24 protein-coding genes and 1 pseudogene are annotated in these 21,851 nt (G+C 53.9%); 10 read left to right on the top strand and 15 right to left on the bottom strand.

Features of this window, described 5'->3' with window-relative positions:
• Positions 1–418: 418 nt before the first annotated feature.
• From EYC98_RS05075 to EYC98_RS05030, 10 genes and pseudogenes are all read right to left on the bottom strand, one after another.
• Complete coding sequence (locus EYC98_RS05075; RefSeq protein ID WP_279244222.1) at positions 419–2,023, bottom strand: isocitrate lyase; 1,605 nt, start codon at positions 2,021–2,023, stop codon at positions 419–421.
• 345 nt (positions 2,024–2,368) lie between these two features.
• A complete protein-coding gene (locus EYC98_RS05070) occupies positions 2,369–3,907 on the bottom strand; it encodes an acetyl-CoA acetyltransferase (RefSeq protein ID WP_279244221.1) in 1,539 nt (512 codons plus the stop codon).
• Between the two features lie 10 nt (positions 3,908–3,917).
• On the bottom strand, positions 3,918–4,706 hold the full coding sequence (locus EYC98_RS05065; protein WP_279244220.1) for a hydroxypyruvate isomerase family protein: 789 nt from the start codon (positions 4,704–4,706) through the stop codon (positions 3,918–3,920).
• Between the two features lie 8 nt (positions 4,707–4,714).
• Positions 4,715–5,002, bottom strand: a pseudogene (locus tag EYC98_RS05060) (hypothetical protein); the annotation flags it as partial.
• A gap of 126 nt (positions 5,003–5,128) precedes the next feature.
• Positions 5,129–6,193 (bottom strand): DUF1254 domain-containing protein, encoded by a 1,065-nt coding sequence (locus EYC98_RS05055; RefSeq protein ID WP_279244218.1) that lies wholly within the window; start codon positions 6,191–6,193, stop codon positions 5,129–5,131.
• Between the two features lie 75 nt (positions 6,194–6,268).
• Positions 6,269–6,667 (bottom strand): MAPEG family protein, encoded by a 399-nt coding sequence (locus tag EYC98_RS05050; RefSeq protein WP_279244217.1) that lies wholly within the window; start codon positions 6,665–6,667, stop codon positions 6,269–6,271.
• Between the two features lie 101 nt (positions 6,668–6,768).
• Entirely contained in the window at positions 6,769–7,263 is a 495-nt protein-coding gene (locus EYC98_RS05045; protein ID WP_279244216.1) for a lactoylglutathione lyase family protein, read from the bottom strand.
• A gap of 157 nt (positions 7,264–7,420) precedes the next feature.
• Complete coding sequence (locus tag EYC98_RS05040) at positions 7,421–7,852, bottom strand: PPOX class F420-dependent oxidoreductase (protein ID WP_279244215.1); 432 nt, start codon at positions 7,850–7,852, stop codon at positions 7,421–7,423.
• A gap of 60 nt (positions 7,853–7,912) precedes the next feature.
• Entirely contained in the window at positions 7,913–8,188 is a 276-nt protein-coding gene (locus EYC98_RS05035) for a hypothetical protein (RefSeq protein ID WP_279244214.1), read from the bottom strand.
• Positions 8,189–8,354: 166 nt separating this feature from the next.
• Entirely contained in the window at positions 8,355–10,076 is a 1,722-nt protein-coding gene (locus EYC98_RS05030) for an N-acyl-D-amino-acid deacylase family protein (RefSeq protein ID WP_279244213.1), read from the bottom strand.
• A 215-nt stretch (positions 10,077–10,291) separates the two neighbouring features.
• Here EYC98_RS05030 and EYC98_RS05025 point away from each other — a divergent pair, with 215 nt between their 5' ends.
• Positions 10,292–12,370 carry a 3-hydroxyacyl-CoA dehydrogenase NAD-binding domain-containing protein gene (locus EYC98_RS05025; RefSeq protein WP_279244212.1) on the top strand — a complete coding sequence of 693 codons (2,079 nt, stop codon included), beginning with the start codon at positions 10,292–10,294 and terminating at the stop codon, positions 12,368–12,370.
• A 54-nt stretch (positions 12,371–12,424) separates the two neighbouring features.
• Here the strand turns inward: EYC98_RS05025 and EYC98_RS05020 are convergent, their stop codons facing one another.
• Positions 12,425–12,781, bottom strand: a complete 357-nt coding sequence (locus tag EYC98_RS05020) for a glutathione peroxidase (protein ID WP_320415546.1) — start codon at positions 12,779–12,781, stop codon at positions 12,425–12,427.
• 287 nt (positions 12,782–13,068) lie between these two features.
• Here EYC98_RS05020 and EYC98_RS05015 point away from each other — a divergent pair, with 287 nt between their 5' ends.
• Entirely contained in the window at positions 13,069–13,482 is a 414-nt protein-coding gene (locus EYC98_RS05015; RefSeq protein ID WP_279244210.1) for an MAPEG family protein, read from the top strand.
• A gap of 95 nt (positions 13,483–13,577) precedes the next feature.
• A complete protein-coding gene (locus EYC98_RS05010) occupies positions 13,578–13,964 on the top strand; it encodes a VOC family protein (protein ID WP_279244209.1) in 387 nt (128 codons plus the stop codon).
• Here the strand turns inward: EYC98_RS05010 and EYC98_RS05005 are convergent.
• Positions 13,961–14,836 (bottom strand): LysR family transcriptional regulator, encoded by an 876-nt coding sequence (locus tag EYC98_RS05005; protein ID WP_279244208.1) that lies wholly within the window; start codon positions 14,834–14,836, stop codon positions 13,961–13,963. The genes EYC98_RS05010 and EYC98_RS05005 overlap by 4 nt on opposite strands.
• A gap of 107 nt (positions 14,837–14,943) precedes the next feature.
• Between EYC98_RS05005 and EYC98_RS05000 the strand changes: the two genes are divergently transcribed.
• The 3 genes from EYC98_RS05000 to EYC98_RS04990 all read left to right on the top strand — a co-directional run bounded on the left by EYC98_RS05000 (position 14,944) and on the right by EYC98_RS04990 (position 17,005).
• On the top strand, positions 14,944–15,291 hold the full coding sequence (locus tag EYC98_RS05000) for a hypothetical protein (RefSeq protein ID WP_279244207.1): 348 nt from the start codon (positions 14,944–14,946) through the stop codon (positions 15,289–15,291).
• A gap of 151 nt (positions 15,292–15,442) precedes the next feature.
• Positions 15,443–16,129 (top strand): TetR/AcrR family transcriptional regulator, encoded by a 687-nt coding sequence (locus tag EYC98_RS04995; protein WP_279244206.1) that lies wholly within the window; start codon positions 15,443–15,445, stop codon positions 16,127–16,129.
• Positions 16,130–16,132: 3 nt separating this feature from the next.
• A complete protein-coding gene (locus tag EYC98_RS04990) occupies positions 16,133–17,005 on the top strand; it encodes a sterol desaturase family protein (protein ID WP_279244205.1) in 873 nt (290 codons plus the stop codon).
• Here the strand turns inward: EYC98_RS04990 and EYC98_RS04985 are convergent.
• Positions 16,986–18,194, bottom strand: coding sequence for a DUF1214 domain-containing protein (locus tag EYC98_RS04985; RefSeq protein ID WP_279244204.1), 1,209 nt, complete (start codon positions 18,192–18,194; stop codon positions 16,986–16,988). The two genes, EYC98_RS04990 and EYC98_RS04985, sit on opposite strands and share 20 nt — an antisense overlap.
• Before the next feature lie 207 nt (positions 18,195–18,401).
• On the opposite strand from EYC98_RS04985, the gene EYC98_RS04980 reads away from it, so the two are divergent.
• Positions 18,402–19,007: a DUF502 domain-containing protein gene (locus EYC98_RS04980; protein ID WP_279244203.1), complete on the top strand. Its 606-nt coding sequence runs from the start codon at positions 18,402–18,404 to the stop codon at positions 19,005–19,007.
• A gap of 188 nt (positions 19,008–19,195) precedes the next feature.
• Here the strand turns inward: EYC98_RS04980 and EYC98_RS04975 are convergent, their stop codons facing one another.
• Positions 19,196–20,158: a patatin-like phospholipase family protein gene (locus tag EYC98_RS04975; protein WP_279244202.1), complete on the bottom strand. Its 963-nt coding sequence runs from the start codon at positions 20,156–20,158 to the stop codon at positions 19,196–19,198.
• A gap of 6 nt (positions 20,159–20,164) precedes the next feature.
• Positions 20,165–20,368 (bottom strand): DUF7661 family protein, encoded by a 204-nt coding sequence (locus tag EYC98_RS04970; protein ID WP_279244201.1) that lies wholly within the window; start codon positions 20,366–20,368, stop codon positions 20,165–20,167.
• 86 nt (positions 20,369–20,454) lie between these two features.
• On the opposite strand from EYC98_RS04970, the gene EYC98_RS04965 reads away from it, so the two are divergent.
• From EYC98_RS04965 to EYC98_RS04955, 3 genes are read left to right on the top strand one after another with little or no spacing between them, the layout of a single operon-like run.
• Positions 20,455–20,961, top strand: a complete 507-nt coding sequence (locus tag EYC98_RS04965) for a pyridoxamine 5'-phosphate oxidase family protein (RefSeq protein WP_279244200.1) — start codon at positions 20,455–20,457, stop codon at positions 20,959–20,961.
• A complete protein-coding gene (locus tag EYC98_RS04960; RefSeq protein WP_279244199.1) occupies positions 20,958–21,413 on the top strand; it encodes a hypothetical protein in 456 nt (151 codons plus the stop codon). The genes EYC98_RS04965 and EYC98_RS04960 overlap by 4 nt, the downstream gene beginning before the upstream one ends.
• Positions 21,410–21,829, top strand: a complete 420-nt coding sequence (locus EYC98_RS04955) for a MaoC family dehydratase (protein ID WP_279244198.1) — start codon at positions 21,410–21,412, stop codon at positions 21,827–21,829. The genes EYC98_RS04960 and EYC98_RS04955 overlap by 4 nt, the downstream gene beginning before the upstream one ends.
• Positions 21,830–21,851: the final 22 nt, after the last annotated feature.

Here is a 21,851-nt window from a genome sequence, read left to right as displayed (position 1 = left end):
ATAGGACCCGGTACCTACGAATACCGAGTAAGCATAGTTGGGGACGCCCTGATCATCTGCCAGGCTTGTGGCGGAGATCAGGTACGCGAGTAGAAACAGAAAGCATACGCAACTTGCACGCGGTATAAATCCAGTGGGCAGGAGGCTTGGGGCAGATGCAGAGTGCTGGCGAATCAAACCTTTAACTACTCCGTTGGGTTACAGGTAAACAGCTTAAACAGTAGCATGAAAATATAAGCTAGCGAACTGAGTAGGCAGCGCTACTGTATAGATGGCTGCAAGTTGGGCGTGGCCGAATGAATTCGGCCCCACAGACAAAATCAACGTTCATGCTGCACAGGCAAGAGCGGCCAAAAAAAATGGGCCGTGAGGCCCATTTCCCAGCTCCTGTCATTCGGAGCCGCTATCCATCAGTGATTTAGAACTGATTCATAGTGTTGTCGGTACCACCAGCAAGCAATGCATTCTCACCGGAGAAGTACTCCTTGTGATCATCACCGATGTTGGAACCGGCCAGATCCTGGTGCTTAACGGATGCCTGATCACGACGGATTTCCTGACGCTGGACATCGCGGACGTAAGCCAACATGCCCAGATCACCAAAGTAGCCTTCAGCAAGAATATCCGTGCTCAGTGCCGCCGTGTGATAAGTCGGCAGAGTGATCAGGTGGTGGAAAATACCCGCTTCACGTGAAGCATCTTTCTGGAAGTTCTGCACCAGCTTGTCAGCTTCGGCAGCCAGCTCAGAGCTATCGAACTCAACGCTCATAAGACCCTTGGGTTGTGTAGCCGGGTCCGGGTAAGCAGAAACGTCCTTACCAGCTGCAACCCACTCCGCAAATACCTGCTCACGGAATGAAAGCGTCCAGTTGAACGAAGGCGAGTTGTTGTAGACCAGCTTGGCATCGGGCACTGTCTCACGTACCTGGTTCACCATGTCTGCAATCTGCGCCACATTGGGCTTTTCGGTTTCGATCCACAGTAAGTCTGCGCCATGCTGAAGGCTGGTAACACAGTCCAATACAACTCGCTCGACTGCGGTTCCTTCACGGAATTCGTAGAGGCCGTTCTCCAGACGATTGGGACGCACCAATTTGCCGTCCTGATGAATAGTAATGTCGCCGTCCTTGAGTTCATCAAGATTTTCGACCGGTGTAGTATTCAGGAAATCACAGTACTGGCTGGCCAGGTCACCGGGGCGACGCGATACCGGGATTTTCTGAGTCAGGTTGGCACCCAGGCTGTCAGTACGGGCAACGATAACGCCGTTTTCAACACCCAGCTCCAGGAACGCGTAACGAATCGCGTTGATCTTGGCCAGGAAGTCTTCGTGAGGCACAGTGACTTTACCGGCCTGGTGACCACACTGCTTGGCATCAGATACCTGGTTTTCTACTTGAATGGCACAGGCTCCGGCTTCAATCATTTGCTTGGCCAGCAGGTAAGTAGCTTCTTCGTTACCAAAACCGGCATCAATGTCGGCAATGATAGGCACCACGTGCGTTTCGAAGTTATCAATTTTCGCCTGCACTGCCGCCACATCGCCGCCGTTGGCTTTAGCTTCGTCGAGATCCTTAAACAGGTGGCGCAGTTCACGCGCATCGGCCTGCTTGAGGAAGGTGTAAATCTCAGCGATCAGTTCAGGTACAGTGGTTTTCTCGTGCATGCTCTGGTCGGGCAGCGGGCCAAACTTGGAGCGCAGTGCTGCAACCATCCAGCCACTGAGGTAAACGTAGTGGCGTGCAGTCGTCGGTTGGTGACGCTTCACGGCCATCATCATCTGTTGGGCTACAAAGCCGTGCCAGCAACCCAGTGATTGGGTGTAATCGCTGCTGTCGCCATCATAGGCAGCCATGTCACGGCGCATCAGATCAGCCGTATAACGGGCAATATCCAGGCCAGTGCGAAAGCGGTTCTGCTGACGCATACGTGCTGCGTACTCAGGGTTAATGCCAGCCCAGGCATCGCCTTGTGCGTCGCGCAGCTGAGTCAGGGAATCAATGTCTTGGTTATAAGTAGCCATGGGTCGTCCTCGGTAGTGCAAAATTTAAGGACGGCAAGTGTAAGTACTGATCGAGTATTAGTTAATAGAATGTTGTCTATTTTAGTTATTCATTTGATGAATAGTGCTCGTAAGAAGCTGACAGTAGCCGGTTCCGCTGAATGTTAGCGCCTCGAATAATTAATGAGAGAAAGCCTTTATATATATGCTTATGCAGGTATGTAAGCGCTTACATATAAGTCTATGCAGGCGCCCCTGGCGCGGCCAAAGCAGGCTGAAGTCCCAGCCCTAATCATCATATTCGCAGTGCCAGAACTGAGAAACAGTCCACAAAAGCCTCCTTTCGCACCCCCGCGGGGGCCCGTACTACCCGAATCGGGGCACGAATGTATTGATACCGTCCACCTGACTAACGGTCCCAGCCATGCCCAGCGCATCCACTTCCTTGAGCTTTTGCAGTGTCTCTGCATCCTCTGGCGTCTGCGCCAGAAAACGGGTGCCGTCTGCCAGTTGACCGACAATCAAGCCGCGCTCCACCCCCTTGCGGCCATGCAGCACTGTATAGGTTTCTACGGTCGCCGCGCCTGAGGGAGACTCGGTAAAGGGCGGATGAGACTCATCCAGAATCGCCTGCTGGTAGGCAGCCGGGTCTTCCCGCTCCCAATCAGCTGCAAGCGGTGTAGTCGAATAGATACCCAGCGCGTGCTTGGTAATGAACCAGCCATTAGCATTGAGTAGACCAAACTTACCCGGGTTAGCGCGCACCCTATCCATCATGTGGGCGATAGAATGCATCACATAGTTATTGCCGGGGCCACCGAAGTAAGGCAAACCTCCGGTCAGAGTCAGGCCACGCGAATCGTCATGGGCAATACCCAGCTCATCGCAGGCAATTTGTACCGCCGATGGGAAGCAGCTATAGATATCGAAAAAGTCCATGTCAGCGATGGTCTTACCCGCCATAGCCAGCGCCTTTTGGCCCATCGTGCGCACCGCCGGCGAGGAGGTGTAGTTGACTCTCTCCGACACGTTCCAGATGTCATTAGCATCGGCACAGCCATGCAAGTAGACCATCCGGTCATCGCTGACGCCCAGTTCACGGGCCTTGGCTACCGACGTCATGATGACGGCGGCACCCTGGTTAACCTGAATGATGGAGTTCAGGTACTTGGTGTACGGAAAACCGACATAGCGATTACTGTCACTGGGCGTGCTTATCTCTTCCGCACTGCGCTCAGTGGGAAACCACGACAGTGGATTGGTGGCAGCCACCTTGTTAAATCTGGCGTAAAGCTCACCCAGACGATGCTGATGTTCCTCTAGCGTTAAACCGTACTTACCGCGCAACGCATTCTCAAATAGCGGATAGGACACGGAAGGCGTCTGAATACCAAAACTGACCTCATGCGGGGTAGCCGCATCACGCGCCTGACCCAGCATCTGCACAGGAACGCCAGGATCATCGGCCCACGCGTCGAGATCCAGGCCCTTTTTCAGGCGTGAAATCATAGTCTGTAGGGCTTCGGCACCGGTTAACAGCACCGCAGTAGCTTCGCCATTGGCAATTTGCTCGGCAAACTTGTTAACAAGATATTGAGGGGTATTGCCGCCTGAGGTGGTGTAGTACTGCTGCGCCGGGTCAATGCCCAACATATTGCAGACAGTGCGTGGGACATTGGTATACGTCCCTTTAAGAGGACTGGTCGCTTCGGGGCTGTCCACCACGAGACCGATGGCGGCTATCGCGTCAATAGCCTGCAACAAGGCCTCGCCTGGGCCTGCATCTGCCGCAGCACGACGTGCCACTTCTGCCATCAGTTCCACAGGCGTAGACGCCTCTTCAGGGTCACGCTTATCGGTAATCTGTCCAGCACCGATCAGTACTGGCATACGTGCTTCATTCATATCAGTTTCCTTAGGCGTTCAAAATGCTTCTGGCTGTGGTCAACCAGTCCAGGTCTTCACTATGCTCATTGCCGGGATGATATTCGGCACCAATCCAGCCATTGTAGGCGCTATTAGCCAGTGCTTGATAAAACCCCTCCCAATCCAGAGTGCCGCTGCCGGGAGTCTGCCGCGCCGGTGTATCGGCAAGTTGAAGGTGAGCAAAACAGGCAGCATGGTCGGCAATCTCGCGCGCCGGGTCAATACCCTCGACACCCAGATGCAAGGTATCGAAGATACACCCAAGCGGCCCATTTACCCGCGCTATGACCTCACGCGCCTGCGCCGGGGAGCTCACTAAAAAGCCGGGGAAATCACGTCGGTTTAGAGGTTCAAAGACCACGCCAGTGGTTACACCGGCAAAGGCCTCCAGCGCAAAGTCGAAGTTATCGACTAGCACATCCAGATAATCCGCTCGGAGCGCGGGGTCACCACAGCGCCCGACCACAAAGTGAACCCAATCCGCCTGCAACGCGCCGGCATACTCCAGCGCCACGCCCACCGACTCGCGAAATTCAAGCTGTCTGCCAGGCACGCAGGCAAGCCCTTCGCCAGCGGTCATAAAATCTCCCACAGGAGCGGTAAATCCGACTACGTTGGCGCCGGAATGCTCGCGCATCGACGCCATTTCGCTGACGCTATAATCATAAGGTAGGGTAAGTTCGACCCCATCGAAGCCGCTATCCAGCGCCAGGTCGAACCGCTCGGGCAGTGTCACATGAGTAAACAGATGCCCAAGACCGGCACAAAACCTGTACATAGCGCCGTTTAGCCGAGCAGTTCGGCGAACAGCTCCTCGTTAAACCCTACAATCAGCGTCTTGCCGCGCACAATAGTTGGCGCACGCAGGTTTCCGGTAGGTCCAAGCATGGCTGCAACGGCTTCCGGATCTGGCTTGGCCCCGAGCTTGAACTCGCTCAGCTTCTTGCCCTTGGCGACGTATAGTTTACTGGCCGCCTTAATCAGGCTTTTCGCATCCGCCTCTGCCAGCTTCTTACTAGCAGGTATTTGTTCGGTAATAGTAATGTCGTTGTCCCCCAAGAACTTGGCGGATCTGGTACAGCTGGTTCATCCGGGGCGGTGGTAATACCAATCTATTTTCTTAGTCATAACTTTACTCTCATTGAATTGTCGTTACTCACTGCGCAGCATAGCCGTGACAAGTACGAGCGGCAAGACTGGCTATTTCACCGCTTTAACTGTGGGCAGAACACGAAACCCTTCAACACTAACCATTTCACTAGGCTGATAATGGCGTATACCCAAGTTGAAAACACCGGAATCATTGGCAGTTTCGATGTTGTTGGGAGCATCAGCTCCGCAACCGAAGCTTATGGTGTACGTACCGTCAGCATTGGGCGTCGCCGTATTTGAGCTCAGATTAGCGAGATCGTTGAACATGAATCCCGCTTTGTTATAGACAGTGATAGACCAAAACGCTCTGTTCTTCGGATCAGTGAACGTCGACTGGTGGCAGATATTTGCTGGGTAATTTCCCGAGACTTCATAAATGTTATCGATCTGCTGCGCTCCCCCCCAACCTATTGCGGCACCTACCTCGTACTTCTCTTGAGTGAACAATGCGTCAGAGGCGTCGGTGGGAGCAGTGAACATACCGACCAATGCGTCTTTACCGTCTCTTTGAGTGATCCCAGGTATCTTGGCCTTGAGGGCGTTTTCTACCGCCTTGAAAGAATCCTCATTCACCGGTTGCGCCTGAAACAGATTATCACTCTGCGCACTTACCAGCATCTGACCTTGCAACATGGCGGCCTCCGCCTCAGTGAAGGTAGCGTCCAAACGGACCACCAGATAAAGATGACTACCGGTATGCGTGAACAGTTCAAAGGTACCAGCACCATAGAACATGGGTTGAATGCGGTGATCTTCCGTTACTGGTTGTACCGAGATGTACTTACCCTCGGGAACCTCAGGCATGGTTACTGTGGCGCCGTTAGAGACATCAACCACAGCCATAGAGTAGTAAGTATCTCGATTCATCCGCACGACGGGCTGCTGGTCGGTGGGAGTCAGCTGCGGCTTATGCGCAAATTTATTGACGCCGACGTTATCCTGGCTCTTCAATATCTGATGCGACGTCTCGTCAGTGGGATAGCTGGCGCTGGTTACAGTTCGCCCCTCAGGTGAAAAGAAACCGTCAAGGTTGTCTACGGTGTGTCCTGTTGAGGTACAAGCGCTGAGTGCAAGCAGCATGAGTACGCCACTAAAGCCATGTGCAATTTTCATTTGGTATTCCTTTTTAGTTGTAACGCTTGGGAGCGCTACAAGAAGAGAGTCGGTGCTTCTAATGCACACTGCCCATCATCCACTTGTCGCTTGAATAACCAGTGCTGCCACAAGTACCAGGCCGCTGATATAGGTACCCAAGGCACCCAAAAAGCGCATTGGATTGGGCTTCGCCATTGTCTGCGGCAGAAGTATACCGACAACGATCAGATAACGGAAAAATGTGGCTAGCATCATAGTCCACACCACCCAGCTCGCTTGCTCGGTTTGCCCAAGAGCGAAGATCAGTAGCGCCAAAATAGGCGCGTATTCGATAGTATTACCGTGAGCACGCTGTGCCTTATAAAGCGCGCTATCTGGATCGGCGTCGCCACCATACATCGCACCCACTTTGGCGCGGGCCATGGACACGTGGAAGCCCAGCGAGAGGCAGAGAAAGCCCAGTAGTGCGATACAGATTAAATAGGTAGACATGAGTTGGATCTCCGCTTGGCTCGCTCAAAATTACTTCAAAAAATCGCCAGCACAGGCTCTCGCTGTGCTGACATGTGCTACTACACGAACGTGCTCCCGATCTAATACGCACCCTGCGAATAGGTCAATTCATAACTGTGCGAATAGACTTCAAAAATCAGCCCAAATGGGTCTTCGACGTAGCACATCTTATACGGCTTCTCTCCGGGGTAGTATTCGCGGATCGGCATGCGCTGCTTGCCGCCATGTTCTACGATCTTTTTCACCAAGCCTTCAATGTCGGGGTCCTGCACGCAAAAGTGGAAAGTACTGGTCTTCCAATATTCAAACTCTGTTGGCGTTTCATTATTCTTGAATTCAAACATTTCGACACCGATTTTGTCGCCAGTAGACATGTGTGCGATTTTGAAAGAACCCCAACCAGCGCCGAATACGTCTATACACATTTGGCCTATCGGCGTATTTGACTCCTCGGTGATAACAGTGGGTTCCATGATGTGATACCAACCCATTACTTCACTGTAAAATTGCGCAGCTTTCTCTACATCTGGAACCGAAATTCCGATGTGCGAAAACGTCCTTGGATATGTGCTCATTGTTGCTCCCTGGTTTTATGGCTCAGTTGGAAATTGGTGCACTGCATTTCTCCGGCGCACCGTGTGAACGTTCACTGTATTTTTGTGGGTCACAGCGACCTGCAATGAAAAATTTTGGAGTTGTCGCTATTGAAACTGCAAACGCCCAAGCATCGGTTCAATCTGCTATGCCCTCAAAGGCAAAGAATTTTTCAACTTTGACTCTGACCAGGACTTCGTCTTCAACGGCGTTTCTGCGGCCAAACTGCTCTACTAATTCCCCAGGTACATATCTGGAAGCTATTTGCGTTGTCCACTTCAGCAAATCGGCTGGCTGTAATTTATGCAAAGTCGCAGTGCCTTGAATTGTGGCGAAACCGTAAGGGTATGAATCACTTTCAACACAGACCGATACTCTTGGCTCTCTCTGGATAAGCCGATACTTCAGTGAGGTATTCATGGTGGTGAAAACCAGTTCGCGATTATCCAGAACAAACCATACCGGCGAAACAATAGGGCTTCCGTCCTTTTTCACACAGGCGATTTTCGCTGTGCGGGCACCCATTTCGAGAAACGCGTAAAGCTCTTTGGTTTCAAGCCTGTTTGCCATGCGTAGCCCCTGAAGGTATCAGTAAGTGATGTTTCGCCATGACTTGGCTTCGCTCTAACTCTATGGCCGCTCTATCGTTAGCGCATAGGCTTTTACCATATTGGCAGCTTTTACCGCCACACCACGCTGGTGCAACTGATTGTTCTCTACCCACTGCTGATAATGTATCACTTCATGCGCCAGAGAAACCAAATAGCCAGTCAAGGCGTCATCCCTACCGTACTCCTTTTTTTCACTCTCATAACCGCCAGTCGCGATTCGTATATAGGGCTCTACGGTATGTTCCCAAGGCCCAAAAAATGACGCGGAGCATTTGTCGCCCCTCATATTCGTCAATTCAGCTTCCGGCCTCAAATATACCGGCACACGAATCGGAAAATCAGTATGCGTTCGCAGCCAACGAGCAAATTTTATCAATGCGTCCTTAACTTCGGGGTGGCCTCTGTGACCGACTATCCTTATGCCTTTTCGCATAGTTTCAAGAAATCTTCAAAAGACCAACTCAGGCAGCAGGTGCTGTCTGAACTCCGCGAATCAACTTGCCGTTGAGCTCACCCGTAGATTCACCTTCTCTAAACGCCACCTTGCCGGCAATAACGGTCGCGGCGTAGCCACTGGCGCGCTGCACCAGTCTTTTGCCGTTAGCAGGCAGGTCATAAACAATCTCTGGCTCGTGCAGGGTCAGATGCTCAAAGTCGATAATATTTACATCGGCCTTGTAGCCGGGCTTGAGTACACCACGATCATCAAGACCAACCTGTCTGGCGGTCTCGCTGGTTTGCATAGCAATTAGTTTTTCTAGCGGTATTCTGCCGCCGCGATCACGGTCGCGGCCCCAGTGTTGGATCAGTGTCGTGGGAAAGCTCGCATCGCATAAGGCACCGCAGTGAGCGCCTGCATCACCCAGACCAGATATGGTGTACGGATGTTCCAACATCGTTTTTACGTGGTCGAGATTACCGTTCTCGTAATTGAATAGCGGATGGTAGAGCAGCGACTTGCCATCTTTCTCCAGCAACGCATCGTAAATCAGAGCCTGCGGCGTGGTATCACTAGCAGCCGCACGCTCGCCAAAAGAGTCGACAGGGTCGGGCTCGTAGTTGGCGGGCTCACCCAGACGGAACAGTTTGTTGTAGCTATACAGAATCTCGTGCAACAGCGGTGCGCCAATGTCCACCGGCTCAGAAGCCAGCATGCGCTCGCGGAACTCCGGGGTGCGCATTACGGCGACCTGCTCGGAAAGAGGCTTGTCCGCTATTTCTTTAAAAGGAGGGTGTAACAAAAACGGATTCAACGACGCCGTTAAACCCAGTAGTACGCCGGTCGCGCGGGGCGGCACCTGTCCGTACATTTCAACGCCCTCAGCCTGGGCGTCAGTAATACCGTTAAGCAATTGGGTCCACCATTCAGGCCGCGCATCCTGCTGCTCGACGGTCAGTGAGATCGGTCGGCCCGACTCACGCGACATAGTTTTGAAGAGTTCAAACTCAGACTCAAAATCATAAAAATCAGAGATGCCCTGCAAAACGCCGGTACCGGTATCGCCCACCGCTTTGGCGATCGACACCAACTCATCGGCGTGGGCGGTAATCGTCGGCGTTAAGATACCCTTGGAATCTTTGTGTTTCTCAGTACGCGAAGTGGTAAAACCCAGCGCACCTGCAGTAATGGCCTCGCCAACCAAACTGGCCATCTGCTCAATTTCCTGGGGCGAGGCAACTTCGTGGTCAGCTCCGCGCTGACCCATAACATAAGCACGCACCGCTCCATGCGGTATCTGGGTCGCCACATCAAGTGCCATCGGCTTCTGCGCCAAGGTATCCAGATACTCGGGAAAGGTCTCCCATTGCCAATCAATACCCTCGTGCAAAGCGGTACCTGGAATGTCTTCTACGCCTTCCATCAGGCCGATTAACCAATCGCGTTGCTCTGGCTTGCAGGGCGCAAAGCCCACCCCGCAGTTACCGGTCACAATCGTGGTAACCCCATGCCAGCTGGAGGGCGCCAAGAGAGGGTCCCAGGTGACCTGGCCGTCAAAATGGGTATGAATATCAACAAACCCCGGTGTCACGATTTTGCCGGTAGCATCAATTTCTTCGCGGCCTGTAGCCTTGATTACGCCAACTGCCGTTATCTTGTCGCCATCAATGGCGATATCTGCCGCAAACGGCTCAGCGCCGGTACCGTCGTAAACCTTGCCGCCTCTAATTACCAAATCATGCATACAATTTTGCCTCTTGGTTGGACACCGTCTTTCTCATCGCGGGCTATCATATCAGTTAGCGAGGGCTTGCAGCAGTACTCCAGGCACCCGGTAGCTGACAACGCCACCACAGTCTCTGTACTATACTCCACCGCTTACAATACAACGTTTAAAATCCGGTAAGCCCGCAGCAGCCAATCAACGGGCACCCATCAAACAGGCAACGAGGAATTACAATGACCGCTCTTACTGATATGGCCGATCTCACTCTGGAAGACGGCATCGCCGTTATCACCATCGACAACCCACCGGTCAATGCGCTGTCACAAGGCGTGCGGCAAGGCATCAAGGATGGCGTGGAAAAGTGTCTGGCCGATAATGCAGTCAAAGCTATTGTATTGATATGTGCAGGACGCACCTTTATTGCCGGGGCAGATATAACCGAGTTTGGAGGCGCGCCCAAGGAGCCCGGCCTGCACGAGACTCTGGACCGTATGGAAAATGCCGACAAGCCCATCGTCGCCGCTATCCATGGCACAGCGCTGGGTGGTGGTCTGGAGACTGCCCTATGTTGCCATTTTCGCGTCTGTGACAGCGGCGCACGCTTCGGCCTGCCCGAAGTCAATCTGGGGCTGCTGCCAGGTGCTGGCGGCACCCAACGGTTGCCAAGGGTTGTAGGCGCAGAAAAAGCCCTGCAAATGATGACTTCTGGCGTCCAGATTGGCGCCGAAGAGGCGCTGGCCACCGGTTTGGTAGAGCAGATTGTCGATACCGACCTGCGCAGCGGCGCCGTTGCGTTTGCCCACGAAGTGGTTGCCTCTGGACAACCCCTGCAACGCATTCGCGACCGCGATGACAAGCTTCAATCAGCGCGCGGCAACCCGGGACTGTTCGATGAATTCCGCAAGTCTATTGCGCGCAAAACTCGCGGGTTTCTGGCACCGGAATACAATATTCGCTGCATCGAAGCGGCGGTCAACCTACCTTTCGATGAAGGTATTGCTGTAGAACAAAAGCTGTTTATGGAATTGATGAGCGGCCCGCAGTCACGCGCCCAGCAGTATTTCTTTTTCGCTGAACGACAAGCAGCCAAGATTCCCGATGTACCCCGAGATACGCCTGAGAGACCCATTAATAAAGTGGGCGTTATCGGCGCTGGCACTATGGGCGGCGGCATTTCCATGAACATGGCCAATGTCGGCATCCCCGTCATCATTATTGAAACTCAACAAGAGGCGCTGGACCGGGGCCTTGGCATTATTCGCAAGAACTATGAGAACACCGCCAAAAAGGGTCGCATCAGTGCCGACGACGTAGAGACACGCTGCGGCCTGATCACCGGCAGTCTGGACATGCAGGATCTGGCAGATTGCGATCTGGTAATAGAAGCTGTGTATGAAAGTCTGGATCTGAAAAAAGAAATTTTCACCAAACTGGATGGCATTGTTAAAGCGGGAGCCATACTGGCCTCGAATACCTCAGCACTGGACATCAACCAGATTGCCGCCGTCACCGCGCGCCCTGAATCGGTGATTGGCCTGCACTTTTTCTCGCCGGCTAACGTCATGAAGCTACTAGAGATTGTGCGAGGTGATCACACCGCCAAAGATGTCATCAAAACCTCTATGTCCTTTGCCAAGCGCATCAACAAGGTAGCGGCACTGGTCGGCGTCTGCCCTGGCTTTGTCGGCAACCGCATACTGTTTCAACGTCAGGCGCAGGCTCAGCAGTTAATCATGGAGGGCGCACTGCCGCATCAGGTAGACAAAGTGCTGGTAGATTTTGGGCTGCCCATGGGGGCGTTTCAGATGAGTGATCTGGCTGGCCTCGATATTGGCTGGAACAAGCAAGCCTCCAACGGTGCAACCATTCGGGATATGCTCTGTGAAGCGGACCGACGCGGGCAGAAGACGGGGGCAGGCTATTACGATTACGACGAAAATCGAACTCCCAGCCCCTCTGCTCTGGTAGAAAAAATCATCCTCGAGTTTTCTGCCAAAGACGGTATTGATCGCCGGGTGGTCAGCGACCAGGAAATTCTGGAGCGCTGTATTTACCCGATGATCAACGAAGGCGCCAAGATTCTCGAAGAAGGCATCGCCATTCGCGCGAGCGACATCGATGTAGTGTGGGTGTACGGCTACGGCTGGCCGCTTTATCGCGGCGGCCCGATGCACTATGCGGACAGCATCGGTCTAGACCAGATAGTGGCAACTCTGCGCAAGTATGCCGAGGCAACGGGTGACGCGACCTTTGAACCGGCACCATTGATGGTTAAATTGGCAGAAGCGGGTCAGGGTTTCTCCAGCCTCTGAACAGACTACTCTAATCGCGGCACAAGGCACCCGCACCGGGTGCCTTGCAACGATCTAACCCGCCAATTCCGCGGCGATCTCCTCAGGCGTCACCATGGGCGAATAACGCGCCACGACGGCACCGTCTTCGTCCACCATGAACTTCGCGAAATTCCAGGCAATATCCGCTTTACCCTCGTCATCCGCAAGCGCACTGGTGAGCATCTTGTAGAGTTCACAGGCTCCCTCACCGTTCACCTCAATCTTGGAGAACATAGGAAAAGTCACCTGATAGTTGCTTTGCGCAAACTCCAGAATCTCAGCGTCGCTGCCGGGTTCCTGGGCGCCAAATTGGTTGCAGGGGAAGCCCAGTACGACGAGCCCCTCGGTGTCTTCATGTAATGTACGCAGACCTGCGTACTGTGGAGTCAGTCCTCACTGGCTGGCGACATTAACCACCAGGCACTTGTGGCCCTTAAACTGACTGAAATCTATGCTGTCGCCGGTTATACCGGTCATTTGCAGATCATGAAATTGACTCACAACTTTCTCCTAAAAAGTAAACTCGCTCCAAGCATAGCTCACAAACACCAAGTCCGCGCGATAAGACTTCTGCGACAATAGGCGGGCACTGGAGATTTTGCCCCGCAGGAGCCACAATGCGCGTGCCGCACCAGATAAGCGGCCTCACAATAACAGGCAACCTTAAGGAGCCGCCCATGGACAACGCAATTCTGACACCCGCACTGGCACTGATCACCTGGTCACTAGTCATATGGTTTTTGATGTACGCTCGACGTATTCCCGCCATGCAGGCCGCCAACATCGACCCCGGCGATGCCAAGCACCCAGGATCACTGGATGTTCTGCCCTCAGGCGCTCGCGCAGCCGCAGATAATTTCAATCACCTCCACGAACAACCCACCATTTTTTATGCGCTGGTGTTTTACACCCTGCTGGCCGGCAATGCCGACGGCATTGCGGTGAATCTGGCGTGGGCCTATGTGGCCATCCGCGTGGTGCACTCCCTGGTTCAAACTACCTCAAACAATGTGATGCTGCGCTTTCCCCTCTTTGCGGCCAGCTCGCTGGTGCTGGTGGCAATGACCGTGAGAAACCTGCTGGCGCTGTAAAGAGCCAATACAGCGGAATACAACGGGCAGCGTCGCCAACCTTTAAGGTGAGGCGCGCTGCTTCGATACAAACCAAAACCAGGGAAACATAGACAATGGCATCACAAGTCGGTCAATTCTGCATATCAGTCACTGATCTGGATCGTAGCGAGGATTACTACACCAATGTACTAGGTCTGCAGGTACAGCAGCGCATAGAAGTACCGGAGGCCAAAGAGCTGATACTGGGCTCAGATGACTCCACGGCATCTATACAGCTGGCGCAAAAAGCAGACCAGCAAGGGGACATTGACCACGGAAACGGCGCCCTGCATAAATTCTATATCTACAGCGACGATATCCAGTCTATCTATGACGCCGCGCTGGCCTGGGGCAGCGAGTGCCCTACGCCGCCAACGCGACTGGAGGAATGGAAGGTCAGCATTGCCTTTATTATCGACCCCGATGGCTACCACGTCGAACTCGTGCAACGCGATGGCTAGCGGGCACCCAGATTACGCGGTTGGTAGAGGGCGTGATTATGTTCAAAGTAGTCGATCAAAAAGTCACGAAATACCCGAATCCGCGCGTTGCTGCGCACGTCCACGTGCGTCAGTAACCAGATGTCCGCCAGATACTGCGGCAGCATATCGGCAAGACGCTCCAGCGCTGGATCGGCATCACCAATTTGGGTGGCCAACCGGGCCACGCCATAGCCCGCTTTAATAGCCGCCACCTCTAACTCGACGGCGTCGACCATCAGGCTAACCCGCGCCTGTGGCAGAAACTGCAGCACCCAGTCTGGCACCCCGGCACTGGCGCCGGGCTCAACAATCACTTTTTCAACATCTGCCGCCAGCAGCCCACAGCCCGCGGGCCCGTATATGCCCCAATACAGCGGTGTAATCCGGAACCCAACCACATCCAATGGCGGTTCAGTGGTTACACGAATAGCCAGATCAGCTTCACGCCGACCCAAATCATAGGCGCGTCTACTCAGACTAATATCAACCACAATGTCGGGGTAATCCCCGTTAAACTCGCGGACCGCAGGCAATAGGAATTCAGTACCCATAGGCTCGGGAGCCGTAATGCGCACAGTACCAGACAGCGCGGTGGACTGACCGGCAATCAAACGTTCAGCCGTCGCCGCTTGCGCTTCCATACGCTCTGCCGCCTCTAACACCACCTCACCCGCCGGCGAAATCACATAATGATGCCCGTCACGGTCAAACAACGAGGCCCCCAGCCCACGCTCCAGGCCTCGCACGCGCCTGATTACAGTGGCGTGATTCACGCTCAGAGCCCGGGCGGCGCCACTCATAGACCCCTCCCGCACAACCGCAAGTACGTAGCGCAGATCATCCCAATTCATAAACTGTGCATAAATGTAGATATATATTGCATAAATGGCTAATTCCTGTGGCTTAGTGCACAGAGTAACCTGATCTCCAGTCTTCAACAAACTCGGAGTACGTCTTCATGAACATTCTTAACTCTACCTTAACGGCACTCAGCTTAAGCGCCTGCCTCACGATCCTGCCCAGCTTGTCTCATGCCGGCAGCGCCGAAGCTCTGAAGGGCTGCGAAGCTGAACTTCGAGACGATGCTCGCCTGGCGCCCTACGCAGACACCCGCGCTCGCGCCAAAAAATTCAGTCGCAGTGGTCCTAACAAACAAATTGACTTCAAGGTCACCGGGGTGGACGGCAGCGGCGAGAAAATCAGCTGGCGGGCGACCTGCGTGGCCAGTATGTCGGGCAAGGTACAGAGCCTGGAGCTCCTGCAAACCGAGGGTAATAGCTCGCTGCAAGTCGCCGAGAGCGAATAGCTCAGCCCGCCGATGGCTAACGCTACCGGGCTTCCAAGCAGATCATCGAGAAACGCCTGTTGCACTCACACCACCTGAAGACAGTTGACTTAAAGTAAGGCAATTGACTTTATTAAGACAGGTGGCGTAACATGGTCCCATGCAGGAATCGATGACCACAGCGACCGAATCCACCGTCTATCAGGGTGCCGCCCTGGCGTTACTGGAAACCGCCGAGCAGCTATTTGCCGAACACGGCGTCGACGCTGTATCTACACGCGAAATCGCTCGCACAGCGGGACAAAAAAACCACTCGGCAGTGGCCTACCACTTTGGTAGTAAAGGTCAGCTCATAGCGGCGATTTTAGAGCTTCGGCTGCCCGCCATTAATGAGCGTCGTCAACAACTATTGACCTTTCTGCACGACGCCGGGCAGTCACACAACCTGCGCGCCATTGTCGGTGCATTGGTAATCCCTTTCGTTGAGCAACTACGCAGCGACAACAAGCACAACCATTACGTCGGCTTCATTGGCCAGTTATCTGCACAACGCCATGACGAGCTAAATCACCACGCGAATCCACAACACACCACCGCGACACGCAAGTTGTCCCGGCTAATGGCTGCAGCACTGGCAGATATACCGCGGCCCCTCTTCTACGCGCGCACCGAACTCATGGCGGCACAGCTCTACCAGAGCCTGGCACTATGGGATGCACGCCGCCGCGCGGGCGACCCGGAATACGCAGATCAAGAGCTGGGCTGGCGCACTGAAAACCTGATCGATTTTATCAGCGCCGGCCTGGCAAGCCCGGTGTCCGGCCCCACCCGCAGACAGCTAAAAAGCCGCGAGGAATAAGTCATGGAACCCGCACAAATCATCATGCTAGGCATCATCGCCGCCGGCTATCTGACCGCTATCAGCGCTGAGCTTATAGCAGGACGCATTCAGCACTCCCAGCGTCCCCGGCGCGATATGTTGTTCAATTTGGCAGCCATACTCACGCAACCCATACTAACTTCGGTGGTCGTCGCCAGCGCCGGCGCCTGGTTGGCACGCAGTCTTTTTCCTACCGGGGCCGATCGTCTAATCGAGCTGCCTTTCTGGCCTGGGTTTCTGGCAATTTTTCTGCTCAATGAATTTTGCCACTACTGGGTGCACCGGGCAGCCCATGAATGGCGCTGGATGTGGAAGCTGCATCGCACCCATCACTCGGGCATGGATATGAATGCCAGTCTCATTTATCGCTACAACCTGTTCTGGCCGATGATCGTCCCACAAACCTGGGTAGGGGCGATTGTTATGTACTTCGGGCTGTATCAGGAGTTTCTGGCAGCAGCGGCGATCACCTATCTGGTGAATGTCGGTACACACCTCAGCTTCCGTTGGGACCTGCAGTTACGCCAGCGCTTTCCCGCTACCGAACCGGCGTGGCGCATCATTGAAAAAATAATTACCCTGCCTGACACCCATCAGGCACACCATGCATGGGGCAGTAAACAGGCTCACCCCAATGGCAATTATGCGGTCACGCTGTTTTTTTACGACGTATTATTTGGCACCGCCAAATGGCCCAGAGCGCGTCAGGAAAACTTTGGCCTGCCTATCTCTCCGCGCCTGCACTGGGCCGAAGAACTGCTGTGGCCCATAGTCCGCAAACCATTACTTGCCAAGCAAATACTGCCTGAAGGCGGCACACCCAAGCCTGCAGCGCCTAACGCGACTGCAAACTAGCCCACTTGACCACGCGAGTCTGGGGCAGTGGCACCAGATCCTCCTTGCTGTCGAGCCAGCGCAGCGTTAAAAAGCCAAAATTGTGACCACTGGTATCAATCCAGTTGGGATGGCCGGGGTCAGCATGAGCAATCACAAACTCGACCGACCCATCCTCTGCATACTCAACCTGTTCCAGGGTCAGCGACGTTGGCCGATGTAAGTAATCATAGATTTCGTGCCAGCGGGTTTCCGCCACCAAATTCCAGTAACGCGTCTGCGGCGGCTGCACGGTAATCATCAATGCCTCGTCGTCGCCCAATTGATAACTGGCCAGCATATATAGATTGTCCTCACTGCTAATCGCCCCACCAAGATTCTCTGAAGTAGCGCGCACAAATTCGTTATGGGTGTTCAGCAGCTCAGGTAGCACGGTTCGATGCAGGGTAGTCAGTTTCAGAAAAGCGAAAGTGGTGCCCACAATCGCACCTGCCACTTCCTCGTCTGAGGGAGGCTGGTAATCAGGTTGTGGCCCGAGTATTTCGATATGGAGGGTGGGCAACACTTCGCGACTGCGATCAGCGATATACTGGCGCACTAATATTCCCGAGGCATCCGCTGGCATCTGCACCCAGTCCCCGGCAGCATCCGGCTTGTCCTGAGCCAGCAAAATGGTGAAATTACCGTGCTCATCCAGCGTCAGCGTCTGATCGCTAAGATAGTCAAATTGGCGGCGCGGCGTCATACCTTGACCCGCGTTAAAGGTGAACCCCAGATAACGCACGCTGCCGACATTACCGGTAATGCGGTAGTCGTAGCGCCCATCGATCGTCACATGCTCATATTCGGCATCAGGGTTATCGCCGCCCACTTTACGCACCAAGGTATCCATGCGCTGAAAATGTGGCTGCCGCGGATTGGCATCAGCCGCCACCTCGGCGCTCATAGCCACCACTCGCAATAGCCAACGCATACCCTCAATGGCCTCCTGCTCGCTGCGGGCATCGGTTAGCACCATCTTGCGCGCCGCGGCAAATACCGCCTCATATTCCAGCAGTGCTTGATGTGACTCCAGTGCCGCGTAGTTGTCGCTGGCACGCCCGCCCATATTCATCAAAGCCGACACCGCTCCAGCTCCGCGCGGCAATTGATAGCCCAGATAAAGGCCCACTCCTAGCGTGATAAAGAACAGCAGTATTTTTTTAATCATGTTCTATCCCATTCCACAGTGCTTCCAACAGCCATACAATAATGGCGCTGTCAGACGCAACTCTCAACCGCTATTAAAAACGCGCGATATGCTGACAACCAAGCTATTCTTAAACAATGGACTTTAGTTGCAGTTTCGACACGCAGACCTAAACCGGGTCGACGGCACGCTCTATTCACTAGCCCCCACATCCCACAGGAAAGCCCAATGCTGACAACATTATCAAATTTCTTCAAAACTTCCCTGCTTGGCGGATTGGTAGTCGTACTGCCATTTCTTCTATTCTGGGTTCTGATGGATGAGGTGCTGGGCTTGATCGTTGCCCTTGCCATCCCCATTGCAGACTTATTCCCGGCACAAACTTTCGACCATCTAAGCGAGCCCTCTATCGCAGCCGCATTGCTGATTTTGTTAACTTCATTTATTTTCGGCGTTGCGATCCGACTCGAACTGCTCGCCAAACTAGGGCGCTGGCTAGAGTCGGCAACGCTAGGAAAGCTACCTATCTACCGCGCCATCAAGCAATTATCTACCGGATTGATCGGCGTTGAGGGTGGCGCTGGTTTCAAGGGCGGGCTGTGGCAGCATGACGATGGCAGCTGCGATATCGTCTACATTATTGAAACTCTGTCCGATGACAGAGTAGTCATACTCGTGCCATTCGCCCCAGCCAGCTTTACCGGTTCGGTGAAGGTAGTGGCAGCGGCTTTTGTGCAAGAGCTTGATGCAAGCGCCGGTGAAGTCAGCAAGGTCATCGCAAACTGGGGAGTCGGTGCCACCGAGATGCTCGCAGAAGAAAAGAATATCAGCTGATCAATTGATGTAAACACCCATATCTGGTTCAACTATGCTGAAGTGGTAGCGGCGAAACCTACAGGCCGCGAAACAGTGCAGTATGTCAGCAACATTTATAAATACTGGCTGGCGTACACGCTGGCTCAAAGACAGACCCCGGCTAACTGACCTACTTGTCGATGACCTCCCAGCATGGCCTCATGAGACTAACCAAGACCATGCACGCCGCCACTAACTGAACCAAGAACGTCGACCCTGCTCAGGCACTCCCGGGTCTTCGACTGACCTAATTCAATCATCTCTTGGGCGCGATCAAACTCCCAAGTACCGCAACGGTTCCGCGCTATTTCGATCAGCACGTCGGGCGGATAACTCGCCAATTTCTGTCGCGCGATACTGCTCTGCATAGCATCGAAGGCCTCATCGGCAACAGCCAGAAAACCAGACGTGACAGGGCCAACCTCCTTGTCTGAAAAGGTAGCAGACAGCGTATCAATAAATTTATCCAGCGTTTCCCGCAAAGCCGACGATTCCTCGGCAGGTTCTTGCGCCAGTACCGGCTCATGTAGTTCGGCGATCTTGGGCCCACCCAGGTTAACCGCCACGGTAAAGTCGGTGGAGTCGTTGAACGTGGGCGCAATCGGAACCGGGTTAAGAATACCTCCATCAAGCAGGTGACCATACTTGTACTCAACCGGGGTGAAAAATAGCGGTAACGACATGGAGGCTCGTATAGCGTCAAACAGAGATCCCTTGTTGAGCCACACCTCTTTTTCATTTTTGACGTCTGCTGCAACGGCGGTGTAAGGGATGGGCAGATCTTCAATATTACGCTGTCCCACCAACTCGGTCAGCGCCGCAATAATTCGGTCGCCTTTGACCAAGCCGCTGCCGTTCCAGGATAAATCCAGCATTCTCAACATGTCTCTTGAAGTGAGCGCCGTAACCCACCGCTCAAAGTCATCCAGTTTTCCGGCGGCATAGACACCGCCAACGACTGCACCCATGGAACAGCCGGCGATTGATGCGATCTCAAACCCCGCGCGCTCCAACTCACGAATTACACCAATATGTGCCATACCGCGAGCGCCGCCGCTACCCAGCACCAGAGATAGTGTGGTTTTTTTCTTCCCTGCAGCCGCAGGCAGTTCAGTATCAGATTCTTCCATAAAAATTTACCTTAGCGGCACGACTTCACGGTGTGAGCGCGTCGCCCACTCGTCACAAAGATCGGCAATATACTGCACCAGCTCAGTCTCGGGAACCTCAGCAGGCACTGTTATTTCACCAGTAGGGCGCTGCAGACCATCGCTGCCGCGATAGCGGATCTGCCAGCATCCAGAAACATTGCCGCTCCAAACCACGGCGATAGCCTGCATTCTAACAGCACCACTGTTAGTCGCCGATTGACTCTCACCGGTGAAATTGTGAGTATGCGGGTCGATCACACCCACAGGAAATAAGAATGAGTGACGCAGACAAGGCCAGCTATGACGATGTCAGTATTTACGAACTGACCCCGGAACGTGAGCGTGAGTTACTTGAGAAACAGATAGAAGCCGTGTTCATGTGGACAAACAAAGCGGGACACCCGATCGGTGTGATCATGAACTACATCTATCACGATGGCCGCATCTGGCTTACAGCAACTTCACAGCGGGCGCGGATCAAAGCCATCAAGCGTGACCCGAGAGTATCTGTGACAGTCTCCAGTATGGGCACAGATATGGGCCCCGGCAAAACCATCACTTATAAGGGCAGCGTCATCATTCACGAAGACCAGGCCACCAAGGACTGGTTCTACCCGGCCATGGCCGAACTGCTGAATGGCTACCCTGCCACCAGCATCGAAGCCGCAATAGAAATGCTGGACACACCACTGCGTGTCATTCTGGAACTGGTTCCAGAGCTTTCCATCAAGTTTGATGGCGACAGAGTGGCGGCTATGTCAGCGGCTGCCGCAGCAGAATGAGCTCATCACATCAGATACCACCGGTCGCTGAAATCGAAGCGCTGCGTGGCCACACCTTTAAAGGTGGCCAGTACCGCATTGAGCCCTGGGAGAATTTCCTGCTGACTGGATGCACTGGTGCCGAACTTATGGGCAATGCGCTAGCCCACCCCATCGCTTTGTTTCACATGCCTATTATGGGAGCAGGGACCAGCATCGCAGAGATGTTTGCTCTGGGGCAGGCGGAATCCGACCTTTCGATAAAGATAGAAAGCTATGACTGGGAATTTTTGCAGTCCCTGCGGGAATCTGTGACCTATGATATCGCCGCATCAATCACGTCTGCCGAGCGACATACCAATACTCAAGGTCAGACCTACGACCGCATACAGTTCTGCTTTGAGGTCAGCCAGGGTCAACAGTTGGTGGCGCGCTCCACCATCACTTGGCACTACACAAGGAATACCCTATGAATCCTCAACCGGGTGATCAGATACCTGAGTGGGTTATGCCAAGCGTCAGTGCCGAGAAGATGCGCACCATGGCCGCACTGCTGCGTGACCCCAACCCTCTGCACTGGGACAGGGACGCCGTGGCGGCGCTGCCAATGGGGCTGGGACACCGCACCATTAACCAGGGGCCTCTGGGGCTAAGTTATATGGTCAATATGCTGCACGCCTGGGCTGGACCTGAGTGCATCAAGCGCATTCGCATGACGTTTCCACAGGTTGTTCTCGACGGCGACACCGTCATTGCCCGCGGTACCGTCACCGCTAACGCCGAAATCGCCGGGCAGCCGGTATTGGAATGCACGATATGGCTGGAGCACGAAGAACGTGGCCATCTGCTAGAAGGCACGGCATGGATCGACGCGTCCGGCTTTGTATGAGCTCAAACCAGACTCAGCAATA

The sequence above is a fragment of the Candidatus Litorirhabdus singularis genome (genome assembly GCF_026262625.1).
In the GTDB taxonomy this organism is placed as follows: Bacteria; Pseudomonadota; Gammaproteobacteria; order Pseudomonadales; family Halieaceae; genus Litorirhabdus; species Litorirhabdus singularis.
Note: the sequence above shows the minus strand (reverse complement) of the source record. Positions and strands in the feature narration are given on the sequence as shown.